The following is a 22,995-nucleotide window of genomic DNA, read 5'->3' as shown; positions in this document are numbered from 1 at the left end:
TGCCAGCGCTCGCTCCTGGACGGAGAGACGCCAGAGGAGCACTACGAGCGGTGTGACGCCCGCCGTGAGGCCCCGCGGCCCGGCGCCCTCTCCGCCCCTTGCGCTTGTGGCCACGTCGAGGTCCTCCACGCGATCCGAGGCAACGGCTCTCGCGGCGCCTGCTCCATCTCGACTGGCGCGAAGGCCGTCCCGTGTGGGTGCAAGTCGTTTGAGCCTGCTCTGGCTGGTCTCTCGCCAGCGCCAGCCGTACAGGACACCACGGAGGCGTCCGATGCCTCTTGACCTCGCTGACGACCTTGAGCGGATAGCCCGCCACATCCCGCACGTCGAGGCCGCCGCAGCCGACCTGACCGCTTCACCGTTCGAGCGTGCTGCTGCCGGCGTCGAGCTGGCCGTGTGGCGGATGGCAAAGGAGATCGCCGAACAGGACCGGTCCGCGGCACAGGTCACCGATCGGCGCCGGACCATTCCGAACGATCTCGAACCCACACGAACGGAGGCGAACCAGTGATGATGCCCAGCTGGACTTGGCAGCGCAGCGCCGCATGCCGCGGCGAAGACCTCTACCTGTTCTTCGGGCGGGAGGGAGAGTCGCGGACCCAGCGCGACCAGCGCGAGACGGCGGCGAAGGCGATCTGCGCCCAGTGCCCCGTCCGCTCCGAGTGCCTCTCGTATGCGCTGTCCACGCCGGAGCGCTACGGATTTTGGGCGGGCCTGGGCGAGGACGAACGCGCCTCTGAGCGTCGCCGTCGTATGCGCCGCGCCGCTACCGCCGGCGTCTCCGCCGTCTAACAATCCTCAAGGAAACGACCATGAAGCAGAAGAAACCGCAGGAGTACAGCGCGGACGAGTTCGACGCCGTGGTGGCGCTCATCGAGGGCGACGCCGACGTACGAACCGACATCGAGGCGATCACCGGCCAGTCCCTGAAGGGCAAGAGCCCGCGGGAACTGTTCGACCTGTTCCGCGCTCTGGAAGGGGCCGCACAGGCGCAGGCGGTGGTGGTCCGGTACGGGCAGGCGAAGCGGGCGCTACGGCAGACCCGCTCCGACCTGGCCAGCCCCGCAGAGCTGCCGAAGCCGATCGCCGACTACGTGGCCGACCTCCAGGCGAAGGTCGACGAAGAGAAGCGCCGGCGGCTCCAGGCTGAAGCCGCCTTGAAGCAGGCAACCCGGCCCGGCTTGGCCGCTGTCCCGTCCACCACTCCCAGGAAGGCGGTGGGCTGATCATGGGCGCCACCAGCATTTTCGGTACGACCTCGAACGTCGCCCGCTACCGGGTGCGGTTGCAGGTCCTCGACAAGATCGTGGGCGGGGTGCCGTCCAACAAGTCCGTCATCAAAAGCTGGCTGAAGACCCGCATGGAACTCGGGGACCGTGACCTTCAGGAGCTGACGCAGAAGACGCTGACCGAACGCTTCACCGACCGGCAGCCCAGCGCGGACGAGCTCGCCGACGCCTTCCTGGAGTCCGACGCCGCACCGTCCATCAACGGCTTCAAACGCGTGCCCGACACGGGCGAGCTGGCTTACGAGGGACGGTGCATGAAGGCCGCCATCAAGGAGTGGGCCAACAGCGCCTACCCGGGGACGGACTGGGACGGCAAGACCACGACGACGGCCGACGTCGGCCGGCCGCTACCGAAGGGGTTCCGCAAGGGCCTCATGAGCACCCTGGCCGAGCGGGTGTTCGTCGACGAGATCTACATCGGGCTCGGCGTCAAAGAGCCCACCGGGGTCGAGGAGCGCATCAAGCACGTCATGACCCCGCAAGGCCCGAGGTCCAGCATCAACCGGGTCGAGTACGTCGAACGGCCCGTCATCGAGTTCGAACTGAAGGTCCACGACGACTTCCTGACCATGCAGGCATGGGCCCGCATCTGGGAGCGGGGCGAGGACATCGGCATCGGCTCGGACCGCGGCCGAAGCGACGGCAAGTTCGAGCTCCTCGCGTTCGAGCGGATCTGAGCCGTGGACGCCACCTTCTGCGACGCCGTCACGGATACGGCTAGCCCAGCCACTCCGACCAGCCAAGCCCAGCCCCGACTCGTTCACGCCAACACACCGCGACGTCCCACCACGCTTCAGGCCTTGCCGCTCTCCGCGCCGACATGCCAGACCATTCCTTGTCTCTCCACCTCGACGAGCCGAGCCTTCAGCACCGTCCACGCGCACGACTGCACTGCCCACATCCGCTACAGCCCCGCACGACCTGCCAAGCCATGCGCCTACGCCTGCCATTGCGACACGCCAACCCGACCCGCTACACGACAGACCCCGACGACACATCACACCTCGTCTACTCGGAGCGACATGCCAAGCCGTGCCCATGCCCGCCCGTATCGACCCCACGTCTTTTCGACCGTGCTGTTCCAGTCTTCACGGGCCAAGCCCTCAACGACATGCCTTACCAACCCCGCTCAAGTCGGAACGGGGGAGGCGTCGTGATCTTCGGGGGCGTTGAGGCGCGGTCAGGAGTCAGCGGGATCGGCCGAGGTGCGCTTCGGGTGCTCGATCCGGAAGCCGGCGCGCTCAAGGTCGCGAAGACTGATGCTGCCCGCGGGTCGCGTCTTCCGGGCCGGCGGCGGCTTGATGCCGTCGACAACGTCGGCATCTTCCTGGATGCGCCGGATGTGCTCGGGCTCGCGCTCGAAGTGACGGGCGATATCAGCTTGCTTAGTTCCGGCCTCGCGGGCTTCGCGGATGGCTCGGCCGAACTCGACCCATGCGCTGTTAACGAGGTCTTCGGCCAGCTGTTCGGCACGCTTGATCTCCGCGTACGCAGCTTCGAGGGCAGCCATCGGGTCGGTCACCTCTCCATCATCACACCACTGATGTGGCCACCTTAGCATGTGGGCCCCACATGGAAATGTGCCCACACGAAATGTAGGCCCCACATGGCAATGTGGGGTATCGTCGGACTCGAACAAGTGAGTGATCAGGGGGACTGAAGTGGCGAGACCCCGAAGACCGGCCTTGCTCCCGTAGGCCAAACCCCGAGCAGCACTTAGTACCAAGGGAGAGCGCGCACGTGGCGCTGAATTCGACAACAGAGTCCGGGTATGAACTGGTTGCCCGCCTCGCAGCGATGGACCTTCCTGATGAAGGTCCACAGGTAGAAGATGCCCAGGGCCTACTGAGGGCCCTGGTGATGTTCGGTGACGCTCGGGGCCGGTATTTCGCCAACCCCGCGCTGCTCAGCCGATTGTTCGCGTGGCAGGAAACGCCCGCGGTCCAGGTGGCTGCATGGCGGGACGAGCTTGTGGCTCAGCGTGAGATCGACGTAGAGCTGATCGGGCGGTGCTGCTACTCGAACAGGCCTGTGCCGATCGTCTCCATCGTCAACCGTCGCCGCTTCCGGCGGTTCGCAGGGCGCGACCACATCCCGACGGCCATACGAAGGGCGGTCTACAGGCGCGACGGCCATCAGTGCGTCCGCTGCGGAGTCGACGCAGACCTGTCCTTGGACCACATCGTCCCGTGGTCTCTGGGGGGACCCGACACCATCGACAACCTGCAGACCCTCTGTCGGCCGTGTAACAGCAGCAAGGGGGCGCGCGTCTGATGGCGTGGGTCCGCTATGACGATCAGTTCCACGTCAATCCGAAGGTGACTGCGGTCATCGCGGAAGACGCGGCGGCCTTGGCGCTCCATGTGCTGGCCAACACGTGGACGAACAGCCAGAAGCGCATGGGGTTCGTTCCGCGGCATCAGCCGGGTGTCCTCGTCTGCGACCGCACGCAGGGGACTGCTTGGGCGGAGGTGCTTGTGCGGCACGGCTTGTGGCATGACCGCGATAACGACTGCGCTGCGTGCAGGGAGGAGTACGCCGATCTGCCCGATGACGTGGACGGGTTCGTCATTCACAACGCGAAGGAATACCGGGCGCCGGCTCGGGAGCGGCTGACTTCGGGAACCGCAGCGGATCTGTCGGAGAAGCGTCGAGAGGCGGGCAGAAGGGGAGGTCTCGCATCCGCCGCAAGGCGCAATCAGACAAACGAAAGCAAAAGCAAGCAAACCGAAGCAAAGCGCCAAGCAAGTCAAGCAGATGAAGCAAAAAATGAGCCGACCGCCTCAACTCGAGCAGCCGTCGCAGCTTCCGGCACAAACCCTCAAGTTCAGGTCGAGGCTGCGATAACGCCACCTGCGGAAACGCAGCAAGTGGCGCAAGCAAGTCAAGCAAATGGTGTGAGCAAAACCAGCAACTTGCTCCTTGCTGGCGTGAGCCCCGTACCCGGTACTTCTCCTTACGGAGAAGTACCACCCGAAACCCTCTTTGCTTCTGACGAAGCAAAGGTTCCGCCTACGGCGGGCACGGCCAAGCCGCGCCGGACCCCGCCGGAGGACGCACCTCCCAACGCCGGAGATGTCGTTGCCGCCTGGGTCGAGGGCGCGGAGGCGGTCAGCGGCGAACGCCCCGGAGGGCGCCTCATTGCTCAGGTTGGCAGGCAGGCCCGCGAACTGCTCGAAGAGGGCAAGGACCCGTCCCGCCTCGTCGAGGCCGCCAAAGCGGCAGGCCGCAAGGGCTTCGCCGACCTGCCTCGAGAACTCCTCCGGATGGGCGCTGGCGGGTCCAGCGACAGCGGCAAATATGCACCCGGCTCCGAACCGCACCTCAAGCCGGGAACCACATACGACCCCGAGAAGGTGATCTGACATGGGCGAAAGCAGCCCCGAGCCGTACGACGACGACGCAGAACTGCATGCCGAATGGGCCAGGCAGGCCCAGGAGTTCAGGCTCGAGCAGTGGCGCAAGCGCATCCCCCCGTCGATGCGCACACCCGGCGAACTGGACCCGCGGATCGTCTCGTGGGTGAACGACCTGGTTCGGCGCTCCCCGAACAACTTGCTGATGGTCGGGCCGGTGGGGGTCGGAAAGACCTGGTCCTGCTGGCACGCCGCCGACGCCGCGATCGCGGCCGGTTGGGACGGCGACCCGACCGTGGTGGGCGCCTACGAGTGGAAGCTGCTGATCACCCCGCCCGTCAACGAGATGGACGTGCGGGACATCGCCCGGTCGTCGCTGCTGGTCCTCGACGACCCCGGAGCGATGCGCCTGGGGGCGTGGGAGCTCGAGCACATGTACGGCGTGATCGACTACCGCTGGAATCACCGGCTGCCGACCATCATCACCAGCAACGTCCCCGACCTGCGCGCCATGCTCGGCGAGCGCATCGCTTCCCGTCTCGCCGCGAATGTCACGGTCGTCGTGCTTGATGGCCCGGACCGCCGCCGGGAGGGCAAGTGAGCATCGAAGGTGTTGAGGCGGACGGCTGGTGGCCGAGCCCCGCGGTGATCGCAGCCGAGCAGGCCGTGGTCGGTGCGGCGATCCAGAACCGCGGAGTGGCCGAGAACGCGGCCGACATTGTGCGCCCGCACGACTTCTACAACTCCGCCCACCGCGAAGTCTTCGCCGCGGTCCTGACGCTGGCCGAGGACGGCAACCCCGTGGACCCGGCCGCGGTGCTCGGCGTGCTGGCCGCAGAGGGCAAGCTCGAGCGTGTTGGGGGCGGGCCCGCGCTGGCGGAACTCATGGAGAACGCCGCAGTGGGGCCCGCGGTCACCTTCCACGCTCGCATCGTCAAGGCCGATGCGGTTCGCCGGCGCGGACACGAGGCGGGGCAGCGGATCAAGCAGTTGTTCTCCAACCACGCCTTTGATGTGGACTCGGATCCCGACCTGGCTCGCAAGCTGCTCGAGGAGGCGCTGGCGGTCGGGGGCGACCGGCCCATGGTTACTGCGGCCGAGCTGGTCGGCCCCACCATGGATGACCTCGCCAACCGTGAGGCGCAGATGGTCGGCGTCCCGACCGGATACAAGGACCTCGACGACATCCTGCCCGGTCTGCGTCCTGGTCAGCTTGTGGTGGTGGGGGCGAGGCCGGGCATCGGCAAGACGACGATCGGGCTCGACATCGCCCGCCACGTCGCGGTCCGCAGGCAGTACCCGGCCCTGTTCGTGAGTCTCGAGATGTCGCACAGCGAAGTCATGCACCGGCTCATCGCCGCGGAGTCCCGCGTGGACTTGCACCGCATGCAGAACCGCGACCTGAACGACGACGACTGGATGCGCATGGCCGAGGGCGCGCCCCGGATCGCCGAATCGCGCCTCGTGATCGACGACACTCCCGCGGCGGGCCTGGCGCACATCCGCTCGAGGTTGCGCGATATGGCCAGGACCAACCCGGCCCGCCTCGTGGTCGTGGACTACCTGCAGCTCATGTCTGGCGGCAGGGCGGAGAACCGGCAGCAGCAAGTCGCCGACCTGTCTCGCGGATTGAAGCTCATCGCTCGAGAGCACGAGGTGCCCCTGATGGTGCTCGCCCAGCTGAACCGAGGGTCTGAGCACCGGCAGGACAAGCGCCCCCAGATGTCCGACCTTCGCGAGTCGGGCGCGGTCGAGCAAGACGCGGACGTGGTCCTGCTGCTCCACCGCGAGGCCGCCGCAGACCCGGAATCCAAGCACGCGGGCACGGTCGAGGTGATCGTCGCCAAGCAGCGCCAGGGCCGCACTGGCTCGGTGACGCTCGGCTGGCAAGGCCACTACGGGCGGTGCGTCAACCACGTCCAGCCCTGGAGTCCTACCGCGCAATTGGAGAGGCGATGACCATCCAGGCGATCGACACGACGTACAAAGGCTGCCGCTTCCGCTCCCGGCTCGAGGCCCGCTGGGCGGTGTTCTTCGACACGCTCGGCGTCCGCTGGGAGTACGAACCTCAGGGCTACCTGGTGGGGCCGAAGCGCCGCCCGTACCTGCCCGACTTCTACCTGACCGAGCTGCGCTGGTGGGTCGAGGTGAAAGGCCCACTAGAGCGGCTCGACATCCCGCTCCTCCTCGACGCCGTCGACCCGGTCCACGGTTTAGGCCGCGAGGACGCCTTCTGCATGACCAACATGCTGGTGCTCGGCGACATCCCCACCGGCGAGGTCCCGAACGGGCACCTGTCGATCCGGCGTTCCCGCGCCATTGGCGTCCCGCTCCGCGGCCAGCCGACCAGCGTCGGCGGCGGATGCGGCGGCGACTGCGCGTTCACGGGGCCGCTGTTCGGCTTCCACTTCTTCGCCCCCGCCTGCGGCATCCTGCCCGACGTCGACGACGACAGCTTCCGCCGCATGCTGTGCCAGCACGGCGCCCTCCTCGCCCCGGCCTGCCGAGCATCCACCAAGCTGCCCACCGGTGATGTGACCGAGCCGATCCCGCTGACCGGTGCGCCGTACGCCGAGTACCTCGAATACGCCTACGTGGCCGCCCGTTCTGCCCGTTTCGAGCATGGCGAGTCGGGATGACTGCCCGCCCTGCCCCGTACGCCGCTCTCGCCGGCCTCCTGGTCGACCTCCCGACCCTGCTGCGAGAGGCGCGTGAGGACCGCGAGCTGAGCCTTCGGTCGGCGGCAGAGCAGATCGGCTACTCGCGGTCGACGCTGGGCCGTATCGAAGCCGGTGAGGTTTGCCGTGTGGACATTGCGGCTGCTGTCCTGCGGTGGCTCGGCACCCCTGCCTCATCCGACTCGAAGGAGACCTTGTGAGCTACGCCTGGCCATCGCGAGAGGAGTGGGCGGCCCGCGCCGAGTACTCCGTCCGCACCGCCTGTCTGCCGCTGGAGCGCGTGCCGCACTGTCGCCGAACGCAACTCCGATGAGGGCTGGGCCAAGGAGCTGGAACGCCGGGCGCGCATCGACGGCGGCGACCACGTGATCGTCCATGCACCGCCAGACCGTCCACAACCTGTGCAAACGCCTGGGGATGGCGGCGCATCAGCCGTTAACCGGACAGACACGACAACGCAAGATCGCAACGAGAAGGAGATCCCGACCCATGGCTGACACCAAGACCGAGACCGCCACGCAGAACGTCATGAGCAACGCCGACTGGAAGGCCGAAGGCCGCCGCCGCTTCGGCGAAGACATCAAGCAATGGCAGTTCCAGTGCGCCTCCTGCGGCAACATCGCCACCCCTGCCAGCTTCGAGGAGCTCGGCGCGGATGGGCGTCGGGCGCCGTTCGACTGCATCGGCCGCGTCCACGTGGAGCTCGGCGGCCTTCCGAACCTCAAAATCGACGGCAACAGCAAGCCGTGCAACTGGACAACTGGGGGCATGTTCCGGCTCAGCAACCTCTGGCAGGTCGAGTCCGTCAACGGCACTACCTCGCTGAGCTTCCCGTTCGCCGATGCTCCCGCCAGGGTGGAGGTGGTGTCCCGTGGCTAGGCCGAGTGCCAAACAGGTGATCGCCAGCGTTCTCGGGCGGGTGGACGATCCCAAAGCGCTAGACCTCTCAGGTGCTGTGCTCAAGGCGCTCACCGTCCACCGGTTCTTCGTCGGACTACAGGCGTGGAAGGACCGGACCAAGGCTCAACTCGCCGCCGAAACGCGTGCCCGAGCTCAGGCCGACGCTGCAATCGCGCGGGTCCATGACGCCCACCCCGAGCACGAAGGCCGCTGCGTGCGCTGCGTGCAGTGGTGCACCTGCATGGACGACGCCGCCGCTACCGACCCCGAGTTGCGCGACCTCGAAGCTCTCGGCCTCCGCTGGACGGAGTGCCCCCACGGCAACGAGCCGTACCCGTGCCCGACCGTCCGGGCCCTCGACGGCATAGACCTGTTGGAGACCGAGCGTGGCTGACACCACTGAGAAGACCGCGTCGGGCTGCTCGGTCCAGTTGCTGGACCTGGTCAACCAGCCGTACTGCCACGAGCCTGTCACGGTCACGTACGTGAGCGGCTGCGTGGGCGAGCACCTTGACGAGGACCGGTTCTGCGAGCGGCACGCCGGTCTGGTGCATGACGGGGACTTGCTCTGCGTCGAGTGCTGGCGTTCCGGCGCCCGCGTGCCTGTGGTCGTGCTTGCTGAGGTGTTGCCTTCGGGCGAGCGGGTCCGCGTGGCGCGGGTCATCAACGGAACCTTGCCGCAGGAGGTGTCCGTCTCGTGACCGCGGGCGAGTATCAGAAATCCAGCTTCTGCAACGGGGCGAGCTCCTGCGTGGAGGTCTGCCACCTCCCGAACGGCAACGTGGCGCTCCGGGACGGCAAGGAGCAGGACGGCCCTGTCTTGGTCTTCACGCCGAGGGAGTGGGCTGCCTTTGTGGCCGGTGTCTGTGACGGCGAGTTCGACTTGGCTTCTCTCGCATCCGGCACGCACGGGTCGGACGGAGAAGCCCCGGGAAGGCCGCCAGCAAAGCCGCTCGCGGGATTTGGGGCGGATTCCGCACCCGTCTGAGGGTGCCGCTCTGTGAACGTCTCAGAGGGCCCCTACAGCCCCGTGAACAGAACTCAAGATCGAATTCAGCTGTGGATCAAGCTACTCGTGATCCATGTTCGAGAGAGGAATCGAACGACTCATGACCTACTTCACCGGCAACCTGACCCGCGAAGAGGACGAAGTCCGCGCTGAACTCGCCCGGCAGGACGCCAAATGGGGCGAACAGAACCACCAGGACGGCACCGGCGGACCCGCGTTCACTGCCTGGGCCTCCGCCGCGCGGCGCATGTGCCAGCGAGCCGCCGCCGACGACAGCGTGACGTGGCAGCTCATCCTCGACGAGGAGGTCGCCGAAGCGTTCGCCGAAGACGACCCGGACAAGCTCCTCGCCGAGCTGGTCCAGGTGGAGGCGGTCGCCCGTCAGTGGCGGATGACGATCCGCCGGCGTCTCGCCGCTCAGCAGTCCGGAGAGGCGGCAACCCGATGACCGAGCGCGCCCGACTCGCACTCATCGTGATCGGCCCCGAACGGCGGGATCGTCTGATCTCCCGCTACGCCGACGGCCTGGTACTGACGCACGGCATGAGCATGAACGCGGCCCGCCGCTACGCCACCGAACTGGTGGACGACGCCGACCCGGGCGCGGTCCTGTCGATCGGCCAGACCTGGTCGCAACGCGACGGCCGCTCGCTGCCCGGCGGCGAACTGATCCTTTCCGTCCGCGAGAAGTCGTACACGGTCGCGGGGTTCACCGACGACGGCATGGTGGAGGTCGGCGACGGCAGTCTTCATCTCGGCGCCCACCTGTTCGCCGGCATGTGGCTGACGGGCTGGCCGGACACCTACACGCTCGCTGACGACGAAGCGCAGGCGCCGCAGGCCGCTCTCCCCGAGCCCGGCGAGGGTGACGAGACGCCCGCCGGCGAAGACCGGTTCGATCCGCGAAGCCTGTGGGTCATGGCCCACCGATCCGACGAGAACGGCCTGCCGCTCGGCGAAGGACTCCCACTCCTCACCGCCCACTACCGGGCCGTGAACTGGAAGAAGCCCGAGTACGAGCCCAGCTACGGCAACGCCCTCGACGTCCCCGCCTACCTGGACGAGTACCTCGCCGACTACCGGGCAGGCTGGCCCGACTTCCGCGCCCAGTTCAAGCCCGGCGAATGGCTGGACTACTTCAACGGCCTCGGCGGCTGCGAGACGGACATCGCCGTCGCCGCCTACCTCGGGCGGTGGCTGTGGCAGCGGGTCCGCTCCGACGTCGTCCACGAGTACGGCGGCACTGTGGACGGGTTCGACGTCATGTTCCCGTGGGCGCCGTACTACGCCGACGCCGTGTTGGAGGCAGCCCCGTACGCCGACCCTGAGTGGGAGATCCCGTCCGATCACCGGCTGGCCCAGTGTGACGGCCAGCGCAGCCTGTTCGAGCAGCCTGAGGAGGCGTCCCGATGACCGCCCCGATGCTGTTCAAGCTCGTCAGGGATCACGACGTCAGTGGCGTGTCCGGCGTGGGTGAGGTCGCTGACGGGGTGATCTGGCCGGACGGCACCGTGTCGGTCCGCTGGCGTGGAGAGCGTCCGTCGGTCGTCCACTGGGTCAACCTCGACGACGTCAAAGCGATCCACGGCCACAGCGGAGCAACGAGGGTCGTGCTGCCATCCTCCGAGCGCGAGCGGCTTGGCCGGATCGCTGACGCGCATGCGAAAGACGACGGCGGAGCGGGCACCACGTCCGGGATGTGTCAGGAGTGCGGCTGGGCTCACCCGTGCCCCACGTTCGTGTGGGCGACCACCGAACGGGACGCGAACGCGACCTGGGATCCCCGCGACGACGAGGCTGAGGAGGCGTCGTGATCGTCGAACCCTTGGTCGTGCTGATCCTCCACTGCTCCCGCTGCAACACCCCGTGGACCGACCCGGACACCGAGTCCCCGGTGTGGTGGGCCGACGTCGACCAGATCGCGGCCATGTTCAAGCAGGCAGTCGGCGCCGACTTCTACGGCTGGCGCCGCGCCGGCGACCTGTACCTGTGCGAGGACTGCCACATCGTCGAGGGCGGCGAGGTGGTGGAGAAGGCGCCGCTCCGGCCCGTCGAGCAGGCAGCGGTCCTCCGAGCGCAGACCACCTACGCGCGGCGCATCGGCGAGGTGGCCGCGTACGAGCTGGCGCCGAGTCTGACAGGGGAGTCCCGGTGAGCATCCGTCACGTCGCCTTCGACTGCGACACCCCCGGCTGCTGGGCGCACTGCCAGATCAACGCCAGGCACGTGGACTCCGCCTTCGCGATCGCGGTCGAGCGGTACGGCTGGAGCGAGCGTGACGGCCAGCAGTACTGCGGTCCATGCACGCGAGGTGAGCGGCCGGGGGAGTCCCGGTGACCTTGCAGGACGACCTCCGCTCGCTCCTCGTTGGCGAGCTCCGTTCGGCGCGCCTATCGCAGGCTGAGGCGGCCCGCCGGTTGGGCCTCTCGGCGAAGCACATAAACCAGATGCTCACCGGGCGGGCCCCGCTCAGCGTGGAGTGGGCCGATCAGATCGCCGACCTGTGCGGCAGGGAGCTGCTGGCCGCCAGTCGCCCGGTGGCGGGGGAGTCCCGGTGAAGGGCTACTCGGGGTCGGGCTGCTCGCGGGTCCTTGGGCCACGAGAAAGCGGCTCGACACCCCGTGCTCGGAGCTCTTTCCGGATGGTGACGGCGGTCGTGAAGGAGCGGGGGGCGATGCTGTCGGCAGATTCGAGCCCTGCCCGGACCCTCTCGGCGCACAGGTCGAAGAACTCTGCTTTGGCCTGGTCTAGGGCGGCTTGAAGCTTCTGGCAGCGCTTGCTGGATGCGGCGATCGAATCGGCAGGGCTCATGCGAAAGATAGTACCGAAAGAGGCTTGCGAAACCTAGCGTCGTAGGCCATAGTCGTAAGTAGATTTCGAAACCAAAGATCGAAACTCGGCAGCGAGGAGACGAGCATGACCGCCGTCCGCGAGATCGACCTCGGCACCCTCAACCGCGACCGCCAGGGCCGCTTCACCAAGGTCTTCACCCTGCAGTACGACACCCACGTCAAGGGGAGCGTCGCGGTCGTCAAGCTGGTCCGCCACCTGCCCGCCTCCGGCGTCGAGACCATCGGCAAGGTGCTCATGAAGGTGTCCGAGGACGTCGCCTGGAACATCGAGGTCCTCGACAGCGACGGCAACGACTGCACGTTCGACTTCGAGTGCTTCCAGGGCTGACCGGACATGGCTATCAACTGGGGCGACCTGCCCTCGGCGCCCGAGAACGACACCGCCGAACAGCGCGACGCACGGATGGCGGAAGGTCGCCCGTGCCTACGCTGCCCCAAGAAGGCAACGACCGCGTACGTGATCCAGACCAGGTCTGGCCCGCGCTGGATCGACCTGTGCAAGGCCGACAGCGACGCCATGGTGCGCTGGCTGCACCGGGAGATCGTCGTGGTCGAACTGCCCACATCGGCCAACCCTGAGCCGCAGCCGCCCGCCTCGCCGATGGACGCCCTGGCCGAGTTCCTCTCCACCCGCTGACCTTCTCCGGCTCCGGGAGACCGGGGCCACCTTCCTTTCCTAAAGACCACCCCTCCCGCCCGACGTAGGAGAAGTGACGATGCTCATGGCCACCGAGACCTGTGCTCGACCTGAGCCGCACGAGAGATCGCGAATCTGGCATGCCCGTGCTGGCGACTTGCTGGAGCAGGCGCTCGGGCAGTTCCGAGATGGCGAGGATGCCATCCCCGCCGTGGGGGCGGCTCTCGCCGCCTTGCGGATTGCGGTGGGGGAGCTGGCCGAGGACGCGCTGGACTTCATGTTCCCGGAGGCGGATCGCTGCATCTGCCCGCCTGACCTCCGCCGTCGCGGCGGGTTTTGCGGGGGTTGCCCCGCTCACGCCTCGGCCTAGCGCCACCTGACCTTTCCCGGCCCCGGAACCCCTCTGGGGCCACACCCAAACCCTAACGATCAAGGAGCCCCGAGATGCGGACGACCCTCACTCCCGAAAAGCTCGCCGAACTCGCGGCACAGGGCAGGGCCGAAGCGGCGAGAAGCCCTTTCGTGGACCCTTGTGCAGCCGTCCAGTCGAAGAAGCTCTTACGTGAGCGCGGCGAGGAATGGGCGGCGAGCGTCCTCATGCGAGACCTGTCCCGCCGCTCGATCGCACTCCCGCACCTGCCATGGCTCGAGGACGGCGAGATAGAGACGCTGATCCTCGCTGACCGTGCCGAATGGGAGCTGTTTGAGCACGCCGCGACCGCCTGACCCCTCTGGTCCGGCTGCTTCCTGCCGGGCCAACCCTCAACCCCCTGGAGACCGACATGCACACCGACACCGAGGACCTCGCCGCGATCGACTTCGACGACCTACTCGACACCTACCTCGCGCACCCCAAGCTCTGCCCGTGCACCCGATGCGCCGAGATGGATCGGCGACTGGGCGAGATGTGCGTCCACCCAGGCTGCCGCAAGCTCAGCGAGCCGGGGAGTTGGCGGTGCGGTGACCATCCGTCCACGACTCGCCTGCATGTCGCGAACTGACCTTCTCCTGTCTCCCGGCTCCTGCCGGGGAGACGCCCAATCCTCACGGAACGGAGATCAACATGCCTGACACCCAGTTCTACGGCTCGCTCGACGGTCGCGGCGATGAGGAGATGGGCGTCCACCGCGACGGAGACGACCTCACCCTCGTCGTCGGCGGGCACCGCGTCAGGTTCGACGACATCGACGACGCGCTGTTCCTCGCTGACCAGTTGCATGCCGCTCACGCAGACGCCCTTCGCCGCCTGCCCTGACCTTCGGCTCTCTCCTCCCGGCTTGGACGGGCAGCCTCAGAGGCAGGAGGGAGCACCAGACCCAAGACCATCAACGACAAGGGAGACCCGTGGAGCGCACGCCCAGCACAGACAACCAGGCGGCAATCGCGGCTCGGTTCGCCATGACCGGTAGAGACGACCCGACGATCGCCCGAGTCCTGGAGTGCTCAGTCAGCCACGTCCGCGCCCTCCGGAAGGAGTACGGCATCGACCCGGGGGAGACGCGGTGGCTGTCGAACACCAGCCCGTTGAACACCCGCTACGAGACGCCTGTGGACTCCTCCCTCCCCGAGAAGGGCTGACCGATGGCCAAGATCGACGCACCGCCCGTGACAGTCGGCAGCGTGTGGGCGTGCAACTCCGCCCGGGAGTGGGGCCGCTCAGTGGAAGTGATCGCCATCCGGGACGACTACGCGGTGGTGAAGACGCTCACCAACTCCCACGAGGTGCAACGGGGACTGGACGCCAACGAGAGGTGCGAGCGGGCAGATGCGATGAGGCCGTTCCCGAACGTCTTCGACCGGGTCGGTATGACTGGCCGCATCCGGCTGCACCGGATGCGGCCCACCGCCAACGGCTACCGGTATGTGACGGATGCCGCCGTGGTGACGAACGACGCTCTCGCAGCGCTGTTCGCCGCTGAGCCCGAGGAGGGCTGACCCGTGACGACCACGATCGACGACCTCGCGGGCCGCATGTGGAGCGACGAATCCGACACCGTAGCCGAACTCCAGCCGGACGGCTCCTGGACGGTCACCGGCAGGCCCGGCCGCTACAACCGCAACCAGGCCATCACCGCCATGGTTCTCGCCGAGTCCTACGCGGCAGGGACGCCGGCCGATGACCCGTTCGTGCAGGGATGGGAAGCCGAACTGAAGGAGCCCCGTCATGGCTGACCAAGAGCCGAAGCGCATCCAGCGCAAGAGGACGGGCGGGTGGAAGATGCCCGAGGGCGCGGTGTACGTAGGCCGCCCGAGCAAGTGGGGCAACCCCTTCGGCTACCGCACATACTCCGGTCTCGCCCGCGTGCCAGCAGTCCTCGACCCGACCGCCGAGTGGGAGTACGAGGGGCGGATCAGCGGCGATGGCACGCGCCACGACTACCACCACCCGGACGGCACCGTCACCATCTGCCACGTTCGGTACATGACCAGGGCCGAGATCGTCGAGACGTTCCGGCTGGCCCTGCTTGAACGGGACACGCCCTCCATGCGGGCGGCGTTCCCGAGCGGGAGAGGCAAATGGCTCGGCAGGTGGGTCGGCAAGCATCCCAATCGGCGCCGCGCGTACATCACCGTTGAGGACGTCCGCCGCGAACTCGCGGGTAGGGACCTCGCCTGCTGGTGTCCACTCATGGATGAGCACGGCAACCACGTTCCGTGTCACGCAGACGTCCTGCTGGAGATCGCGAACGGAGAGCCCGATGCCTGACCCCATCCCAGCGGAAGCTGTACAGGCCGTTGAGGCGGTGTTGGCCGCACTGCCGGAGCTTGTCCGTGAGGTCCGGCGCGCTCGCGGACTGTCGCTGCGGGCCGCAGGCGACCAGGCCGGATGCGGCTTCAACACCCTGTCCCGCGTCGAGCGGGGCATGGACTGCTCACTCTCCAGCACCCTCGCAATCTTGCGGTGGATCACCCGCAACCAGGAGAAAACCATGCCCGACCAGCCCAACCCCTACCGCGAACGGGCCTACCTCGTCGCGCATCTGGCGGCCCAGTACTTCTCGGCGATCACCTACAACGATCCGAATGAACCGGACTGGCCCGTCATCTACATCGAGACTCCGGCGGGTCAACTGTCGTGGCATCTGAGCCCGGACGACCTCGACCTGTTCGACCATGTGCTCAGGGTCACCCCGGACTCGATCACGTGGGACGGCCATAGCACGGAGGAGAAGTACCAGCGGCTCGCCAAACTCACGGCCAAGGCGACCGATGCCTGACCTTCCCGAGGAAGCCCGCCAGTCCGCCTTTGAGACTTCCTTTGAGGGAACCGACACGGTGTCGGTTCCCTCAAAGGACGCCATCCATCAGGAAGCCGTACAGGCCGCAGTCGAGGCGCTGGGCGCCCATCCGTGGAACAGCTACCCGCACGCCGCCCACCGTGAGCACAACTTCGACTCGGCGTGCATGGTGTGCAGAGCCGACTTGGAGCCGATCGCTCGCGTCATCCTGGAGGCTGCTGCTCCTGCCATCACCGCCCAGGTACTGCGGGGCCTCCTCGCCGCCGCCAAGTCGTGCACGATATGCGGCGAGATCCACCAGCGGCGCCCTGCCACACGCGACGACGGGATCTCCTACATGTCGTGGGGTCACCCAGAGGACGGCCACGCCTACTTCCAGGCGTCACAGGAGGCTGCCGCATGGCTCGCCCGCCAGATAGGAGAAGCCCGTGACACCCGCTGAGCTGATCGAGACGGCGCTCCGCGAGCAGATGCGCGTGTGCGCTGGTGTCCCCATGTCCGGGAGTGAGGCAGAGGACGCGGCCAGGATCGCCGTAGACGCCCTCGCGGGAGCGGGCAAGGTGGTCGTCCCTGCCGCGTACATCCCCGTCGCCTTGACGAGTCCAGTCGAACTCACCAGCGCGCAGGACTTGCGTGACCACATCCACGCCAGAGACGAGCTGCTCGCCGCTGCTCGCGCCGTCCTTGCCCGAGGAGGTTGCCCATGACTCCCGTTGAGTTGATCGCCCTGTCCGGCTGTAGCCGACCCGAGGCCGGGCGAGCCTGCTCGATCTGCATCGGCGCTGCCGAGGCGCACGTGCACGCCGTCGAGAGTGCAGGACTGGTCGTCGTCTCCGCCGAGTTGCTCGACGCCCTCACCGACCCGGACGAGTGCTGGTTCGACCATCACGGCGGCTGCCAAGCCCATGGCTACCTGTCGCTGGAACCTGGCGAGCGCTGCCCCCAGGCCGAAGCTCGGGAACTGCTCGCCGCCCTACCCGAGAGGACCGAGAATGTCTGACCACGTGACCGTCACTGTGGATGAGACGGAGGGCAGCGCGTTTGCCCGCATTCGCCGCATCGCCGTGGGTGCCGCTAACGGCTGGACGCTCGGACCCAACGGCCCCTACCGCAAGCCAGGCATGGCGGGGGCCGACATTGCACACGGACAGGTCCGTGCGGCACTACTCCACCTACTGGAACTCGGTCTCATCACCATCGACGAACAGCGCCTCAACGAGATGCGCATGTACCAGCCCTGGAGGGATGAAGACCGTGGCTGAAGACCTCCGCCAGCGCTACGCCGAAGCGCTTCGTACCGCAGCCGACTACGCGATCGTGGGGGAGGCGTCAGCCACGTCGAAGATGCTGGACGCCGTCATGGCCGTACGAGATGAGGAACTGGAACGGCTCCGCCTCATCGCCAAGGTCAACTACGGGCTGTACCGCTCCGCCCACGAAGAGGCGGAGATTGCCGCAGCCACCATCGCCCGAGTCCGTCGCCTCAGGGACGTGTACGAGCAGAACGCCCGCACCATAGAGGGTGTGGCAGGGCGGAACTTCTTCGAGCTGTTCGTTGAGGAGTTGGATGCGGTCCTCGACCCTCCATCCGGCCTGCCGACCGAGAAGGAGACTGGGCGCCATGCCGGACACTGGCGGAGTCCTGGACGCCATCGACTCGGCTGTACGCGACTACAGCGTGAGCTCAGACGCGAATGCGTCGCCCGGATCCGCAATGGGAATGGGCCCGGAGGAAGCCCAGTGAGCCAATTCCATGCACGAATTTGCAAGATCGAGGGGTGCCCGGAAACCATCAGGGCCAAGGGGTTTTGCCCGTTCCACTATCAGCGGCACCTCAGCGGTGTTGCCATGGACGCCCGACGAGTCATCTCGCGCGACGGCCCGTGCCTGGTCGACGGATGCGAGCGTCCACGGAGGTCGCGCGGTCTCTGCGGACCCCACTACAACCGGGGAATCACCCGCACCGAGTGTCCCGCCTGCGGTGGCACCATGAAAAGGACCAGCGGCGTCTGCGACCCATGTCGCCGCGCTGCCATAGCGGCACAGTTGCCCACTGAGAAGACATGCCGCCAGTGCGAACGCACGCTGTCGATGGATGCGTTCGGGCTCAGGAAGGCAGCCGAAGGCGCTGCGAAGTGGAGATCGCGGTGCAGGGAGTGCGAGGCTGCCGACATCCGGCTGCGCCCAAAGAATGCCCACCGTGACCGATCGAAGGAGCGGCTCTCCACCCCGTATCTCGGCCTGCGGGCCTACGCCAAGAAGCTCGGCATTCCATGGGTCGAGGTCGTTGAGAGGTACCCGGCCGACAACAGATGCGAGGTGTGCCGACGCACTCCCGAAGAAGCCAACCCCGGCGGCCGGTACGTGCGACTCTCGCTCGATCATTGCCATGAGACGGGCGCCCTTCGAGGTTTCCTGTGCGGCCCGTGCAACAGCGGCATTGGCTACCTCGGCGATGCACCTGAGCGTCTGAAGACTGCACTGGCCTACCTGCTCAAGGAGTCGCCTCAGCACCCCCCAGAAGCCCCCTCCCTCTCCCCCCACCGTGCTCTCGGACTCGGCCCGGATTGCGCTTCTAAGCTCGGCCTCACCCCGCGCCGGCCGCTCCGCATCACCGGAGTCCCCGCGGGGTGGGACTGTGCCGGGCAAACCGACCTACTGGAGTGACCGATGGATGAGATGCTCGCCTTCCTCCGGTGCCGTCTGGCTGAGGAGGCGCAGACGGAACGGGCGGCGCCCAAGCGCCGGCTATTCACCCGCATCACCGCTTCCGATGACCTGATTCGAGAAGACGAGACCCACGGCCGCCTCCTCCGTCACCTTGCGGCCGAGTACGCCAATCACCGGGCCTACCGCGAGGAGTGGCGCCCATGAACGCCGACCAGACCGACGTGGACCGCAAGGCACCGGAAGCGGCGTTTGCCCAGTGAGACTGACTCTTCGCACCTACAGTGATGGCTCGTGACCGAAGCGCTCCTCGTCGCCTACGTCGGCGTCGGAGGCACCCTCACCGCGACGATCGTCACCTTCGTCGGCACCGGCCTTCAGCAGTGGCGGCGAAACCGGGCAGACGACCGCAAGGCAAGAGAGCAGGCCATCTCCGAGATACTCACCGCCGCGGTGATGCTGGCTACCAGCGTGCAGGCGTACCGAACCGCGTGGGTGGACCATTCGTGGCTACGCACCGGGGGTATGCGCCTGCTCACGATTTTCCCGCTCGGGCAGCGGACCCCAGGCTGGCAGGGTCGCATCGCCGAAGTCGCGCGAGTTGGCGAGCAAGACAAGCGCGCCCTGGTGGCCGACTACCACCAGGTGCTCATGCCGAAAATGGAACGAACTGTACGGGCGCTCAGCGACGTCAGCCTGTGGCGTGACCGCAGATCGCGGCGCATCGTAGAGCGCGCCCGCAACCTCGCGGAGGTAGCCGGCGAACTCGTCGAAGCTACCGGGGCCAAAGACCATCGCTACCGGCAGAAGCGGTCCGCGTTCGAGCGGTCCCTGGAAGAGTTCCGCGCTGCGGTTGATCGCTGACCTGCGGCGGTTCTGCGATAATGGGCGAATCGTGTCCGAATCCCTTGCTCTCATCTCCCGCCATCCCCGCCTGTCCGGTGTCGAGCTACACCGTGGCCCGCGCTCGGGTGAGTCATACCTGCTCGCGGTCGGCGTCTGCCTCTCCGGCGACCAGCTCGTCGATCTGGGGGAGTGGCTGGCTGAACGAGGCCGGGAACACACGAGCCCGCCCGAGCGCTAGAAACGCGAAAGCGGCCTCCCGCCCGCCAGCGAGAGACCGCCCACAACCCCTCCAGACCCCACAGCCACTCAGTAGGTCTTCCCAAAGCGTACTTCCGGGGGAGACCGAAATGTCCCAACGCACGTACGAGCACCTCGCCGCTCTACGAGACGCCCTCCAATACCTCAACGACGCGCTGGTGCCAGGCACCCCGCGACGGTGGGCGGAACGTGACCTCACCGCGGAGCAGCGGGCCAGCATGGACCGGCGTGCGGTCGAGGAGCGGGAAGCCAAGCTCGTCAACCTGGCCAGCGGAATCAAAGCGCTGGGCGACGGTAGGGCGCCGCTGAGGCTGGATGTGCTGGACATCATGGCGGACATCGCCGTGTCGCTCCCCGACCTGGAAGAGGCCGTGTGCGAGCAGCTCGGCCTCACCCCGCTTGAAAGGGCGACCACCGCAGAGCGCATCCTGCGCTTGGTCAACCTGCTCGACCGGATCGACCTGTACGAGGACCTCGCCGAACACGTCCACGCCGAGGCGCTCCGGTTGCGCTGGCAGGTGGCAAAGGCGATCGGCGACGTGGAGCAGATCCGCAAGCTGAAGTTCCGCTGCCACATCTGCGACGCCAACTCGATGCGGGCATTCCCCGAACGGGAGCTGATCATCTGCGTCAACGGCGACTGCCGGTGCAACGCCGACGACTGCCCTTGCCAGTGGGAACGGCCCGTCCGGCACCGGTGGACATTCAACGAGTGGCCGTGGCTGGCCACCCTGCTGGACGAGGGGATCGGCGACGCCGAGGGTGTGGCGTCGTGAACGGCCTCCAGGCCGGCGGAGACATCTTCGACGAGGAGTTGTTCACCGCCGAAGAGGCCGCTGCGGAGGTCGGGATGAAGCCGCAGACCATCTACGTGTGGGTGAGCCGCGGCCACCTCCGCCCGGCTGGGACGCGCGGCAAGTACAAACTGTTCCGGCTCGCAGACGTGTTCAGGGCGGAGGCGACACGCGACCGAAAGAGGCGCAAACGAGCGGTCGCGTGCTAGATTGCCCACTGAGAGATCAAATGGTGCGCGTGAGCCATGCCTGAAAGCCCGGCCAATGGTCGGGGTTTTCGCATGTCAGGGCTCCTCTGCGGCGCCTGAGATCCCGGGTTCCCTCGCGTCGGGCCGCGGCCGTACCGATCCCTTCCGGTATCCGTACCAGCCCGTGTACTCCCTCGTCGGATAGCCGCGCCACGAGATCTGGCATTCGAGGCCGAGCACGCCCTGATGCCAAGCTTCCAGCACGGCCGGCCGCCAGGTGCCGTCGTCGCACAACACTTCGATCATCTTGCGGACGAACCGCTGCGGTCCCGCCTCGTCGAGCGTCGCCGACCGCAGCATCGGGCGCGGGTCTTGATGCCACATCGTGCACATGCCGCGTCCTGGAACCATCCCACCATTCTCGTACAACCGTTCGACTGATCGCCAGGAGTGTGCCCCATGCCCGCCGTCGAGCTCGCACGCGCCACCACTCACTGGCTGATCGACAGGTTCGACGCCGACCAGACCGCGTGGGTACAGCGCCGCTCCCGCCTGGCCGCCCCTTGCGCAGCTGACTTCGCCCGCTTTGGCGTCCTGCCGTACGAGACGACCGAAGTCCACGGAAACCTGGTCACCACCGCAGGGCTCTCCCGCCTGACCTCGCTTCTGATCGCAGGCGGCGGGCAGGCCATCACCAACACCAGCGCCCGGATCGGCGTCGGAAACGCCACCAGCCCCGCCGCCGCGGTCGGCGACACCAACCTGTCCGCCTCCGCCGGCTCCGCCAACCGCTGGTTCCAGATCATGGACGCCTCCTACCCGCAGGTCAGCGCGGGCGTACTCACGCTGAAGGCGACCCTCGGCACTGCCGACGGCAATTTTGCTTGGAATGAGTTCGGGATCGACATCGGCACCCCCACCGTCGCCAGCGGCGCCACCGTCAACGCCACCTTGTTCAACCACAAGACGTCGATCGCCCAGGGCACGAAGGTGGCTGGCCAAACCTGGGCAGCTACAGCAACCTGCACATTCTCCTAAATGATCACGGACGCTGCCCGCGCCCGGAGGTAGCCGATGCCACCCGTACGCGGCACATCTCAAGCGAGCCAAGGCGGCGCCGGCGCATCGTTTGCGTGTAACAAGCCCTCAGGCACCGTGTCCGGCGACCTGCTGCTCGCCTGGCACTCCGCGGACATTGGCGCCCTCGCAAGCATGTCCATCACCGCGAGCGGCACCGCATGGAGCACGCTGACCACCGCTGGCGTGGACGGGACCAACCCCGGGAAGCTGTACTGGAAGATAGCGGGTGGCAGCGAGCCGGCGTCCTACACCTTCAACCAGGACTCCGGCGCCGACGCCGCCGCGACGATGATCGCTGTCCAGGACGGCAGCACGAGCACACCGGTCTTCGCCACTGGTACGGGCGGCACAGGAACCAGTATCCAAACCCCGTCCACAACTCCCGGCGGAACGACTGATCTCGATGTGAGGTTCGTTTCCGCGTCGGGCGCTCTCGGCACGTCCGAGTCGCTCACACCCCCTGCCACATACACCGAGTTCGCCGACATCGGCTCCCGCCAGTTCGTCTACGTGTCTGGCGCGTACAAGGTCCTGTCGTCGGGGTCCGCGACCGGGACGCAAAACTTCACGATCACGACGTCGCCGACAAGCCGCCGCGGCGTCACGGTGACCATCACGTCCGGGTCAACCGGGAAAGACCTGACCGAGACCGGCTCGTCTGCAGACGACGTCACTGTCACGGCAGATACAACCCTGGCCGAAACCGGATCCCTATCCGACACCCTTCAAGCCTCGGTGGACGCCAGTCTCGCCGAGGCCGTCACTGCCGCAGATGATCTGACCGTCCAAGCGTCCGCCGTCCTCACCGACACCATTGTCGGCGCCGACGATGTGGGCGGCGGCGTCCCGATCGACCTCACTGACGCCGCGACCGCAGTCGACGACCTGACCACCCTGGTGACGCCGATCCTGGACGATCCGGTCGCAGCCGTCGACGCGCTGGCCGTCGTCGCTACAGCCGGGCTGGATGACAGCGTCTCGGCAGCCGACGCCCTTTTGGCAGCGGAGATCTTCCCGAAGTCGCTGAGCGAAACCGTGTCGGCAGCCGACGGGCTTGCCGTCCTCGTGCTGCAGGACATCACCGTCACCCCCGGTACGCCACACCGCGGGTGGGGATCCCGTCAGCCGGAGAGCTCCTGGTCGGCAAACTCCTCGCGTCGTGGTTGGTCCGCCCGCCCGCCCACCACCTGACCCGGGGGAGG

General features: G+C 67.3%; 45 protein-coding genes. 42 read left to right on the top strand and 3 right to left on the bottom strand.

What is annotated here, in order from left to right; translation table 11 throughout:
• The first annotated feature begins 271 nt into the window (after positions 1 to 271).
• From ACGFNP_RS25560 to ACGFNP_RS25545, 4 genes are read left to right on the top strand one after another with little or no spacing between them, the layout of a single operon-like run.
• Positions 272 to 511, top strand: coding sequence for a hypothetical protein (locus ACGFNP_RS25560; RefSeq protein ID WP_393322871.1), 240 nt, complete (start codon positions 272 to 274; stop codon positions 509 to 511).
• A 2-nt stretch (positions 512 to 513) separates the two neighbouring features.
• Positions 514 to 792, top strand: a complete 279-nt coding sequence (locus tag ACGFNP_RS25555; protein ID WP_393322868.1) for a WhiB family transcriptional regulator — start codon at positions 514 to 516, stop codon at positions 790 to 792.
• Between the two features lie 20 nt (positions 793 to 812).
• Complete coding sequence (locus ACGFNP_RS25550; RefSeq protein ID WP_393322865.1) at positions 813 to 1,226, top strand: hypothetical protein; 414 nt, start codon at positions 813 to 815, stop codon at positions 1,224 to 1,226.
• A 2-nt stretch (positions 1,227 to 1,228) separates the two neighbouring features.
• Entirely contained in the window at positions 1,229 to 1,966 is a 738-nt protein-coding gene (locus ACGFNP_RS25545; protein ID WP_393322862.1) for a hypothetical protein, read from the top strand.
• 503 nt (positions 1,967 to 2,469) lie between these two features.
• Here the strand turns inward: ACGFNP_RS25545 and ACGFNP_RS25540 are convergent.
• Positions 2,470 to 2,811 carry a hypothetical protein gene (locus ACGFNP_RS25540; RefSeq protein ID WP_393322859.1) on the bottom strand — a complete coding sequence of 114 codons (342 nt, stop codon included), beginning with the start codon at positions 2,809 to 2,811 and terminating at the stop codon, positions 2,470 to 2,472.
• 218 nt (positions 2,812 to 3,029) lie between these two features.
• On the opposite strand from ACGFNP_RS25540, the gene ACGFNP_RS25535 reads away from it, so the two are divergent.
• The 16 genes from ACGFNP_RS25535 to ACGFNP_RS25460 all read left to right on the top strand — a co-directional run bounded on the left by ACGFNP_RS25535 (position 3,030) and on the right by ACGFNP_RS25460 (position 11,790).
• Positions 3,030 to 3,563: an HNH endonuclease gene (locus ACGFNP_RS25535; RefSeq protein ID WP_393322856.1), complete on the top strand. Its 534-nt coding sequence runs from the start codon at positions 3,030 to 3,032 to the stop codon at positions 3,561 to 3,563.
• Positions 3,563 to 4,654 carry a hypothetical protein gene (locus ACGFNP_RS25530; RefSeq protein WP_393322853.1) on the top strand — a complete coding sequence of 364 codons (1,092 nt, stop codon included), beginning with the start codon at positions 3,563 to 3,565 and terminating at the stop codon, positions 4,652 to 4,654. The genes ACGFNP_RS25535 and ACGFNP_RS25530 overlap by 1 nt, the downstream gene beginning before the upstream one ends.
• 1 nt (position 4,655) lies before the next feature.
• Positions 4,656 to 5,246, top strand: coding sequence for an ATP-binding protein (locus ACGFNP_RS25525; protein WP_393322850.1), 591 nt, complete (start codon positions 4,656 to 4,658; stop codon positions 5,244 to 5,246).
• A complete protein-coding gene (gene dnaB / locus ACGFNP_RS25520; RefSeq protein WP_393322847.1) occupies positions 5,243 to 6,604 on the top strand; it encodes a replicative DNA helicase in 1,362 nt (453 codons plus the stop codon). The genes ACGFNP_RS25525 and dnaB overlap by 4 nt, the downstream gene beginning before the upstream one ends.
• Positions 6,601 to 7,284, top strand: a complete 684-nt coding sequence (locus ACGFNP_RS25515) for a hypothetical protein (protein WP_393322843.1) — start codon at positions 6,601 to 6,603, stop codon at positions 7,282 to 7,284. The genes dnaB and ACGFNP_RS25515 overlap by 4 nt, the downstream gene beginning before the upstream one ends.
• Positions 7,281 to 7,523: a multiprotein-bridging factor 1 family protein gene (locus tag ACGFNP_RS25510; RefSeq protein ID WP_393322840.1), complete on the top strand. Its 243-nt coding sequence runs from the start codon at positions 7,281 to 7,283 to the stop codon at positions 7,521 to 7,523. The genes ACGFNP_RS25515 and ACGFNP_RS25510 overlap by 4 nt, the downstream gene beginning before the upstream one ends.
• Positions 7,524 to 7,812: 289 nt before the next feature.
• A complete protein-coding gene (locus tag ACGFNP_RS25505) occupies positions 7,813 to 8,202 on the top strand; it encodes a VVA0879 family protein (protein WP_393322837.1) in 390 nt (129 codons plus the stop codon).
• Entirely contained in the window at positions 8,195 to 8,617 is a 423-nt protein-coding gene (locus tag ACGFNP_RS25500) for a hypothetical protein (protein ID WP_393322834.1), read from the top strand. Before ACGFNP_RS25505 ends, ACGFNP_RS25500 begins: the two co-directional genes overlap by 8 nt.
• Positions 8,610 to 8,924: a hypothetical protein gene (locus ACGFNP_RS25495; RefSeq protein ID WP_393322831.1), complete on the top strand. Its 315-nt coding sequence runs from the start codon at positions 8,610 to 8,612 to the stop codon at positions 8,922 to 8,924. The genes ACGFNP_RS25500 and ACGFNP_RS25495 overlap by 8 nt, the downstream gene beginning before the upstream one ends.
• Positions 8,921 to 9,211, top strand: a complete 291-nt coding sequence (locus ACGFNP_RS25490; protein ID WP_393322828.1) for a DUF397 domain-containing protein — start codon at positions 8,921 to 8,923, stop codon at positions 9,209 to 9,211. Before ACGFNP_RS25495 ends, ACGFNP_RS25490 begins: the two co-directional genes overlap by 4 nt.
• Positions 9,212 to 9,305: 94 nt before the next feature.
• Complete coding sequence (locus ACGFNP_RS25485) at positions 9,306 to 9,680, top strand: hypothetical protein (RefSeq protein ID WP_393322825.1); 375 nt, start codon at positions 9,306 to 9,308, stop codon at positions 9,678 to 9,680.
• On the top strand, positions 9,677 to 10,645 hold the full coding sequence (locus ACGFNP_RS25480) for a hypothetical protein (protein ID WP_393322822.1): 969 nt from the start codon (positions 9,677 to 9,679) through the stop codon (positions 10,643 to 10,645). Before ACGFNP_RS25485 ends, ACGFNP_RS25480 begins: the two co-directional genes overlap by 4 nt.
• Positions 10,642 to 11,046: a hypothetical protein gene (locus ACGFNP_RS25475; protein WP_393322819.1), complete on the top strand. Its 405-nt coding sequence runs from the start codon at positions 10,642 to 10,644 to the stop codon at positions 11,044 to 11,046. Before ACGFNP_RS25480 ends, ACGFNP_RS25475 begins: the two co-directional genes overlap by 4 nt.
• Complete coding sequence (locus ACGFNP_RS25470; protein WP_393322816.1) at positions 11,043 to 11,387, top strand: hypothetical protein; 345 nt, start codon at positions 11,043 to 11,045, stop codon at positions 11,385 to 11,387. Before ACGFNP_RS25475 ends, ACGFNP_RS25470 begins: the two co-directional genes overlap by 4 nt.
• The gene (locus ACGFNP_RS25465) at positions 11,384 to 11,569 is read left to right on the top strand and encodes a hypothetical protein (RefSeq protein ID WP_393322813.1); all 186 of its coding nucleotides are present in this window, start codon (positions 11,384 to 11,386) and stop codon (positions 11,567 to 11,569) included. The genes ACGFNP_RS25470 and ACGFNP_RS25465 overlap by 4 nt, the downstream gene beginning before the upstream one ends.
• Positions 11,566 to 11,790: a helix-turn-helix domain-containing protein gene (locus ACGFNP_RS25460; RefSeq protein ID WP_393322810.1), complete on the top strand. Its 225-nt coding sequence runs from the start codon at positions 11,566 to 11,568 to the stop codon at positions 11,788 to 11,790. The genes ACGFNP_RS25465 and ACGFNP_RS25460 overlap by 4 nt, the downstream gene beginning before the upstream one ends.
• 4 nt (positions 11,791 to 11,794) lie before the next feature.
• Here ACGFNP_RS25460 and ACGFNP_RS25455 read toward each other — a convergent pair whose 3' ends face one another.
• A complete protein-coding gene (locus tag ACGFNP_RS25455) occupies positions 11,795 to 12,043 on the bottom strand; it encodes a hypothetical protein (RefSeq protein WP_393322807.1) in 249 nt (82 codons plus the stop codon).
• A 105-nt stretch (positions 12,044 to 12,148) separates the two neighbouring features.
• On the opposite strand from ACGFNP_RS25455, the gene ACGFNP_RS25450 reads away from it, so the two are divergent.
• The 20 genes from ACGFNP_RS25450 to ACGFNP_RS25355 all read left to right on the top strand — a co-directional run bounded on the left by ACGFNP_RS25450 (position 12,149) and on the right by ACGFNP_RS25355 (position 20,734).
• Positions 12,149 to 12,412, top strand: a complete 264-nt coding sequence (locus ACGFNP_RS25450) for a hypothetical protein (RefSeq protein ID WP_393322804.1) — start codon at positions 12,149 to 12,151, stop codon at positions 12,410 to 12,412.
• 6 nt (positions 12,413 to 12,418) lie between these two features.
• Positions 12,419 to 12,721, top strand: a complete 303-nt coding sequence (locus ACGFNP_RS25445; protein ID WP_393322801.1) for a hypothetical protein — start codon at positions 12,419 to 12,421, stop codon at positions 12,719 to 12,721.
• Positions 12,722 to 13,165: 444 nt separating this feature from the next.
• The gene (locus tag ACGFNP_RS25440) at positions 13,166 to 13,447 is read left to right on the top strand and encodes a hypothetical protein (RefSeq protein ID WP_393322799.1); all 282 of its coding nucleotides are present in this window, start codon (positions 13,166 to 13,168) and stop codon (positions 13,445 to 13,447) included.
• Positions 13,448 to 13,503: 56 nt separating this feature from the next.
• On the top strand, positions 13,504 to 13,722 hold the full coding sequence (locus tag ACGFNP_RS25435) for a hypothetical protein (RefSeq protein ID WP_393322796.1): 219 nt from the start codon (positions 13,504 to 13,506) through the stop codon (positions 13,720 to 13,722).
• Between the two features lie 62 nt (positions 13,723 to 13,784).
• A complete protein-coding gene (locus tag ACGFNP_RS25430; RefSeq protein ID WP_393322793.1) occupies positions 13,785 to 13,976 on the top strand; it encodes a hypothetical protein in 192 nt (63 codons plus the stop codon).
• Positions 13,977 to 14,119: 143 nt separating this feature from the next.
• Positions 14,120 to 14,299 carry a hypothetical protein gene (locus ACGFNP_RS25425; protein WP_393322790.1) on the top strand — a complete coding sequence of 60 codons (180 nt, stop codon included), beginning with the start codon at positions 14,120 to 14,122 and terminating at the stop codon, positions 14,297 to 14,299.
• 3 nt (positions 14,300 to 14,302) lie between these two features.
• The gene (locus tag ACGFNP_RS25420) at positions 14,303 to 14,656 is read left to right on the top strand and encodes a hypothetical protein (protein ID WP_393322787.1); all 354 of its coding nucleotides are present in this window, start codon (positions 14,303 to 14,305) and stop codon (positions 14,654 to 14,656) included.
• Positions 14,657 to 14,659: 3 nt separating this feature from the next.
• On the top strand, positions 14,660 to 14,893 hold the full coding sequence (locus tag ACGFNP_RS25415) for a hypothetical protein (RefSeq protein ID WP_393322784.1): 234 nt from the start codon (positions 14,660 to 14,662) through the stop codon (positions 14,891 to 14,893).
• Positions 14,886 to 15,428, top strand: coding sequence for a DUF4326 domain-containing protein (locus tag ACGFNP_RS25410; RefSeq protein ID WP_393322781.1), 543 nt, complete (start codon positions 14,886 to 14,888; stop codon positions 15,426 to 15,428). Before ACGFNP_RS25415 ends, ACGFNP_RS25410 begins: the two co-directional genes overlap by 8 nt.
• Entirely contained in the window at positions 15,421 to 15,939 is a 519-nt protein-coding gene (locus ACGFNP_RS25405) for a helix-turn-helix domain-containing protein (protein ID WP_393322778.1), read from the top strand. Before ACGFNP_RS25410 ends, ACGFNP_RS25405 begins: the two co-directional genes overlap by 8 nt.
• 58 nt (positions 15,940 to 15,997) lie before the next feature.
• Positions 15,998 to 16,402, top strand: coding sequence for a hypothetical protein (locus ACGFNP_RS25400; protein ID WP_393322775.1), 405 nt, complete (start codon positions 15,998 to 16,000; stop codon positions 16,400 to 16,402).
• On the top strand, positions 16,389 to 16,667 hold the full coding sequence (locus tag ACGFNP_RS25395; protein ID WP_393322772.1) for a hypothetical protein: 279 nt from the start codon (positions 16,389 to 16,391) through the stop codon (positions 16,665 to 16,667). Before ACGFNP_RS25400 ends, ACGFNP_RS25395 begins: the two co-directional genes overlap by 14 nt.
• Positions 16,664 to 16,960 carry a hypothetical protein gene (locus ACGFNP_RS25390; RefSeq protein WP_393322769.1) on the top strand — a complete coding sequence of 99 codons (297 nt, stop codon included), beginning with the start codon at positions 16,664 to 16,666 and terminating at the stop codon, positions 16,958 to 16,960. The genes ACGFNP_RS25395 and ACGFNP_RS25390 overlap by 4 nt, the downstream gene beginning before the upstream one ends.
• Complete coding sequence (locus tag ACGFNP_RS25385; protein ID WP_393322766.1) at positions 16,953 to 17,222, top strand: hypothetical protein; 270 nt, start codon at positions 16,953 to 16,955, stop codon at positions 17,220 to 17,222. Before ACGFNP_RS25390 ends, ACGFNP_RS25385 begins: the two co-directional genes overlap by 8 nt.
• Entirely contained in the window at positions 17,215 to 18,627 is a 1,413-nt protein-coding gene (locus ACGFNP_RS25380) for an endonuclease domain-containing protein (RefSeq protein WP_393322763.1), read from the top strand. The genes ACGFNP_RS25385 and ACGFNP_RS25380 overlap by 8 nt, the downstream gene beginning before the upstream one ends.
• A 3-nt stretch (positions 18,628 to 18,630) precedes the next feature.
• Positions 18,631 to 18,834, top strand: coding sequence for a DUF6221 family protein (locus tag ACGFNP_RS25375; RefSeq protein WP_393322760.1), 204 nt, complete (start codon positions 18,631 to 18,633; stop codon positions 18,832 to 18,834).
• Positions 18,835 to 18,921: 87 nt separating this feature from the next.
• The gene (locus tag ACGFNP_RS25370; protein WP_393322757.1) at positions 18,922 to 19,491 is read left to right on the top strand and encodes a hypothetical protein; all 570 of its coding nucleotides are present in this window, start codon (positions 18,922 to 18,924) and stop codon (positions 19,489 to 19,491) included.
• Positions 19,492 to 19,522: 31 nt separating this feature from the next.
• The gene (locus ACGFNP_RS25365) at positions 19,523 to 19,711 is read left to right on the top strand and encodes a hypothetical protein (RefSeq protein WP_393322754.1); all 189 of its coding nucleotides are present in this window, start codon (positions 19,523 to 19,525) and stop codon (positions 19,709 to 19,711) included.
• 109 nt (positions 19,712 to 19,820) lie between these two features.
• Positions 19,821 to 20,507, top strand: coding sequence for a hypothetical protein (locus ACGFNP_RS25360; RefSeq protein ID WP_393322751.1), 687 nt, complete (start codon positions 19,821 to 19,823; stop codon positions 20,505 to 20,507).
• Positions 20,504 to 20,734 carry a helix-turn-helix domain-containing protein gene (locus ACGFNP_RS25355; RefSeq protein ID WP_393322748.1) on the top strand — a complete coding sequence of 77 codons (231 nt, stop codon included), beginning with the start codon at positions 20,504 to 20,506 and terminating at the stop codon, positions 20,732 to 20,734. Before ACGFNP_RS25360 ends, ACGFNP_RS25355 begins: the two co-directional genes overlap by 4 nt.
• Before the next feature lie 75 nt (positions 20,735 to 20,809).
• Here ACGFNP_RS25355 and ACGFNP_RS25350 read toward each other — a convergent pair whose 3' ends face one another.
• On the bottom strand, positions 20,810 to 21,097 hold the full coding sequence (locus ACGFNP_RS25350; protein ID WP_393322746.1) for a hypothetical protein: 288 nt from the start codon (positions 21,095 to 21,097) through the stop codon (positions 20,810 to 20,812).
• A gap of 75 nt (positions 21,098 to 21,172) precedes the next feature.
• On the opposite strand from ACGFNP_RS25350, the gene ACGFNP_RS25345 reads away from it, so the two are divergent.
• Positions 21,173 to 21,751 carry a hypothetical protein gene (locus tag ACGFNP_RS25345; protein ID WP_393322743.1) on the top strand — a complete coding sequence of 193 codons (579 nt, stop codon included), beginning with the start codon at positions 21,173 to 21,175 and terminating at the stop codon, positions 21,749 to 21,751.
• A 174-nt stretch (positions 21,752 to 21,925) separates the two neighbouring features.
• Complete coding sequence (locus ACGFNP_RS25340) at positions 21,926 to 22,984, top strand: hypothetical protein (protein WP_393322740.1); 1,059 nt, start codon at positions 21,926 to 21,928, stop codon at positions 22,982 to 22,984.
• Positions 22,985 to 22,995 lie beyond the last annotated feature (11 nt).

Source organism: Nonomuraea sp. NPDC049269, from assembly GCF_043197155.1.
Taxonomy (GTDB): domain Bacteria; phylum Actinomycetota; class Actinomycetes; order Streptosporangiales; family Streptosporangiaceae; genus Nonomuraea.
This window is presented reverse-complemented; position numbering and strand designations above follow the sequence as displayed.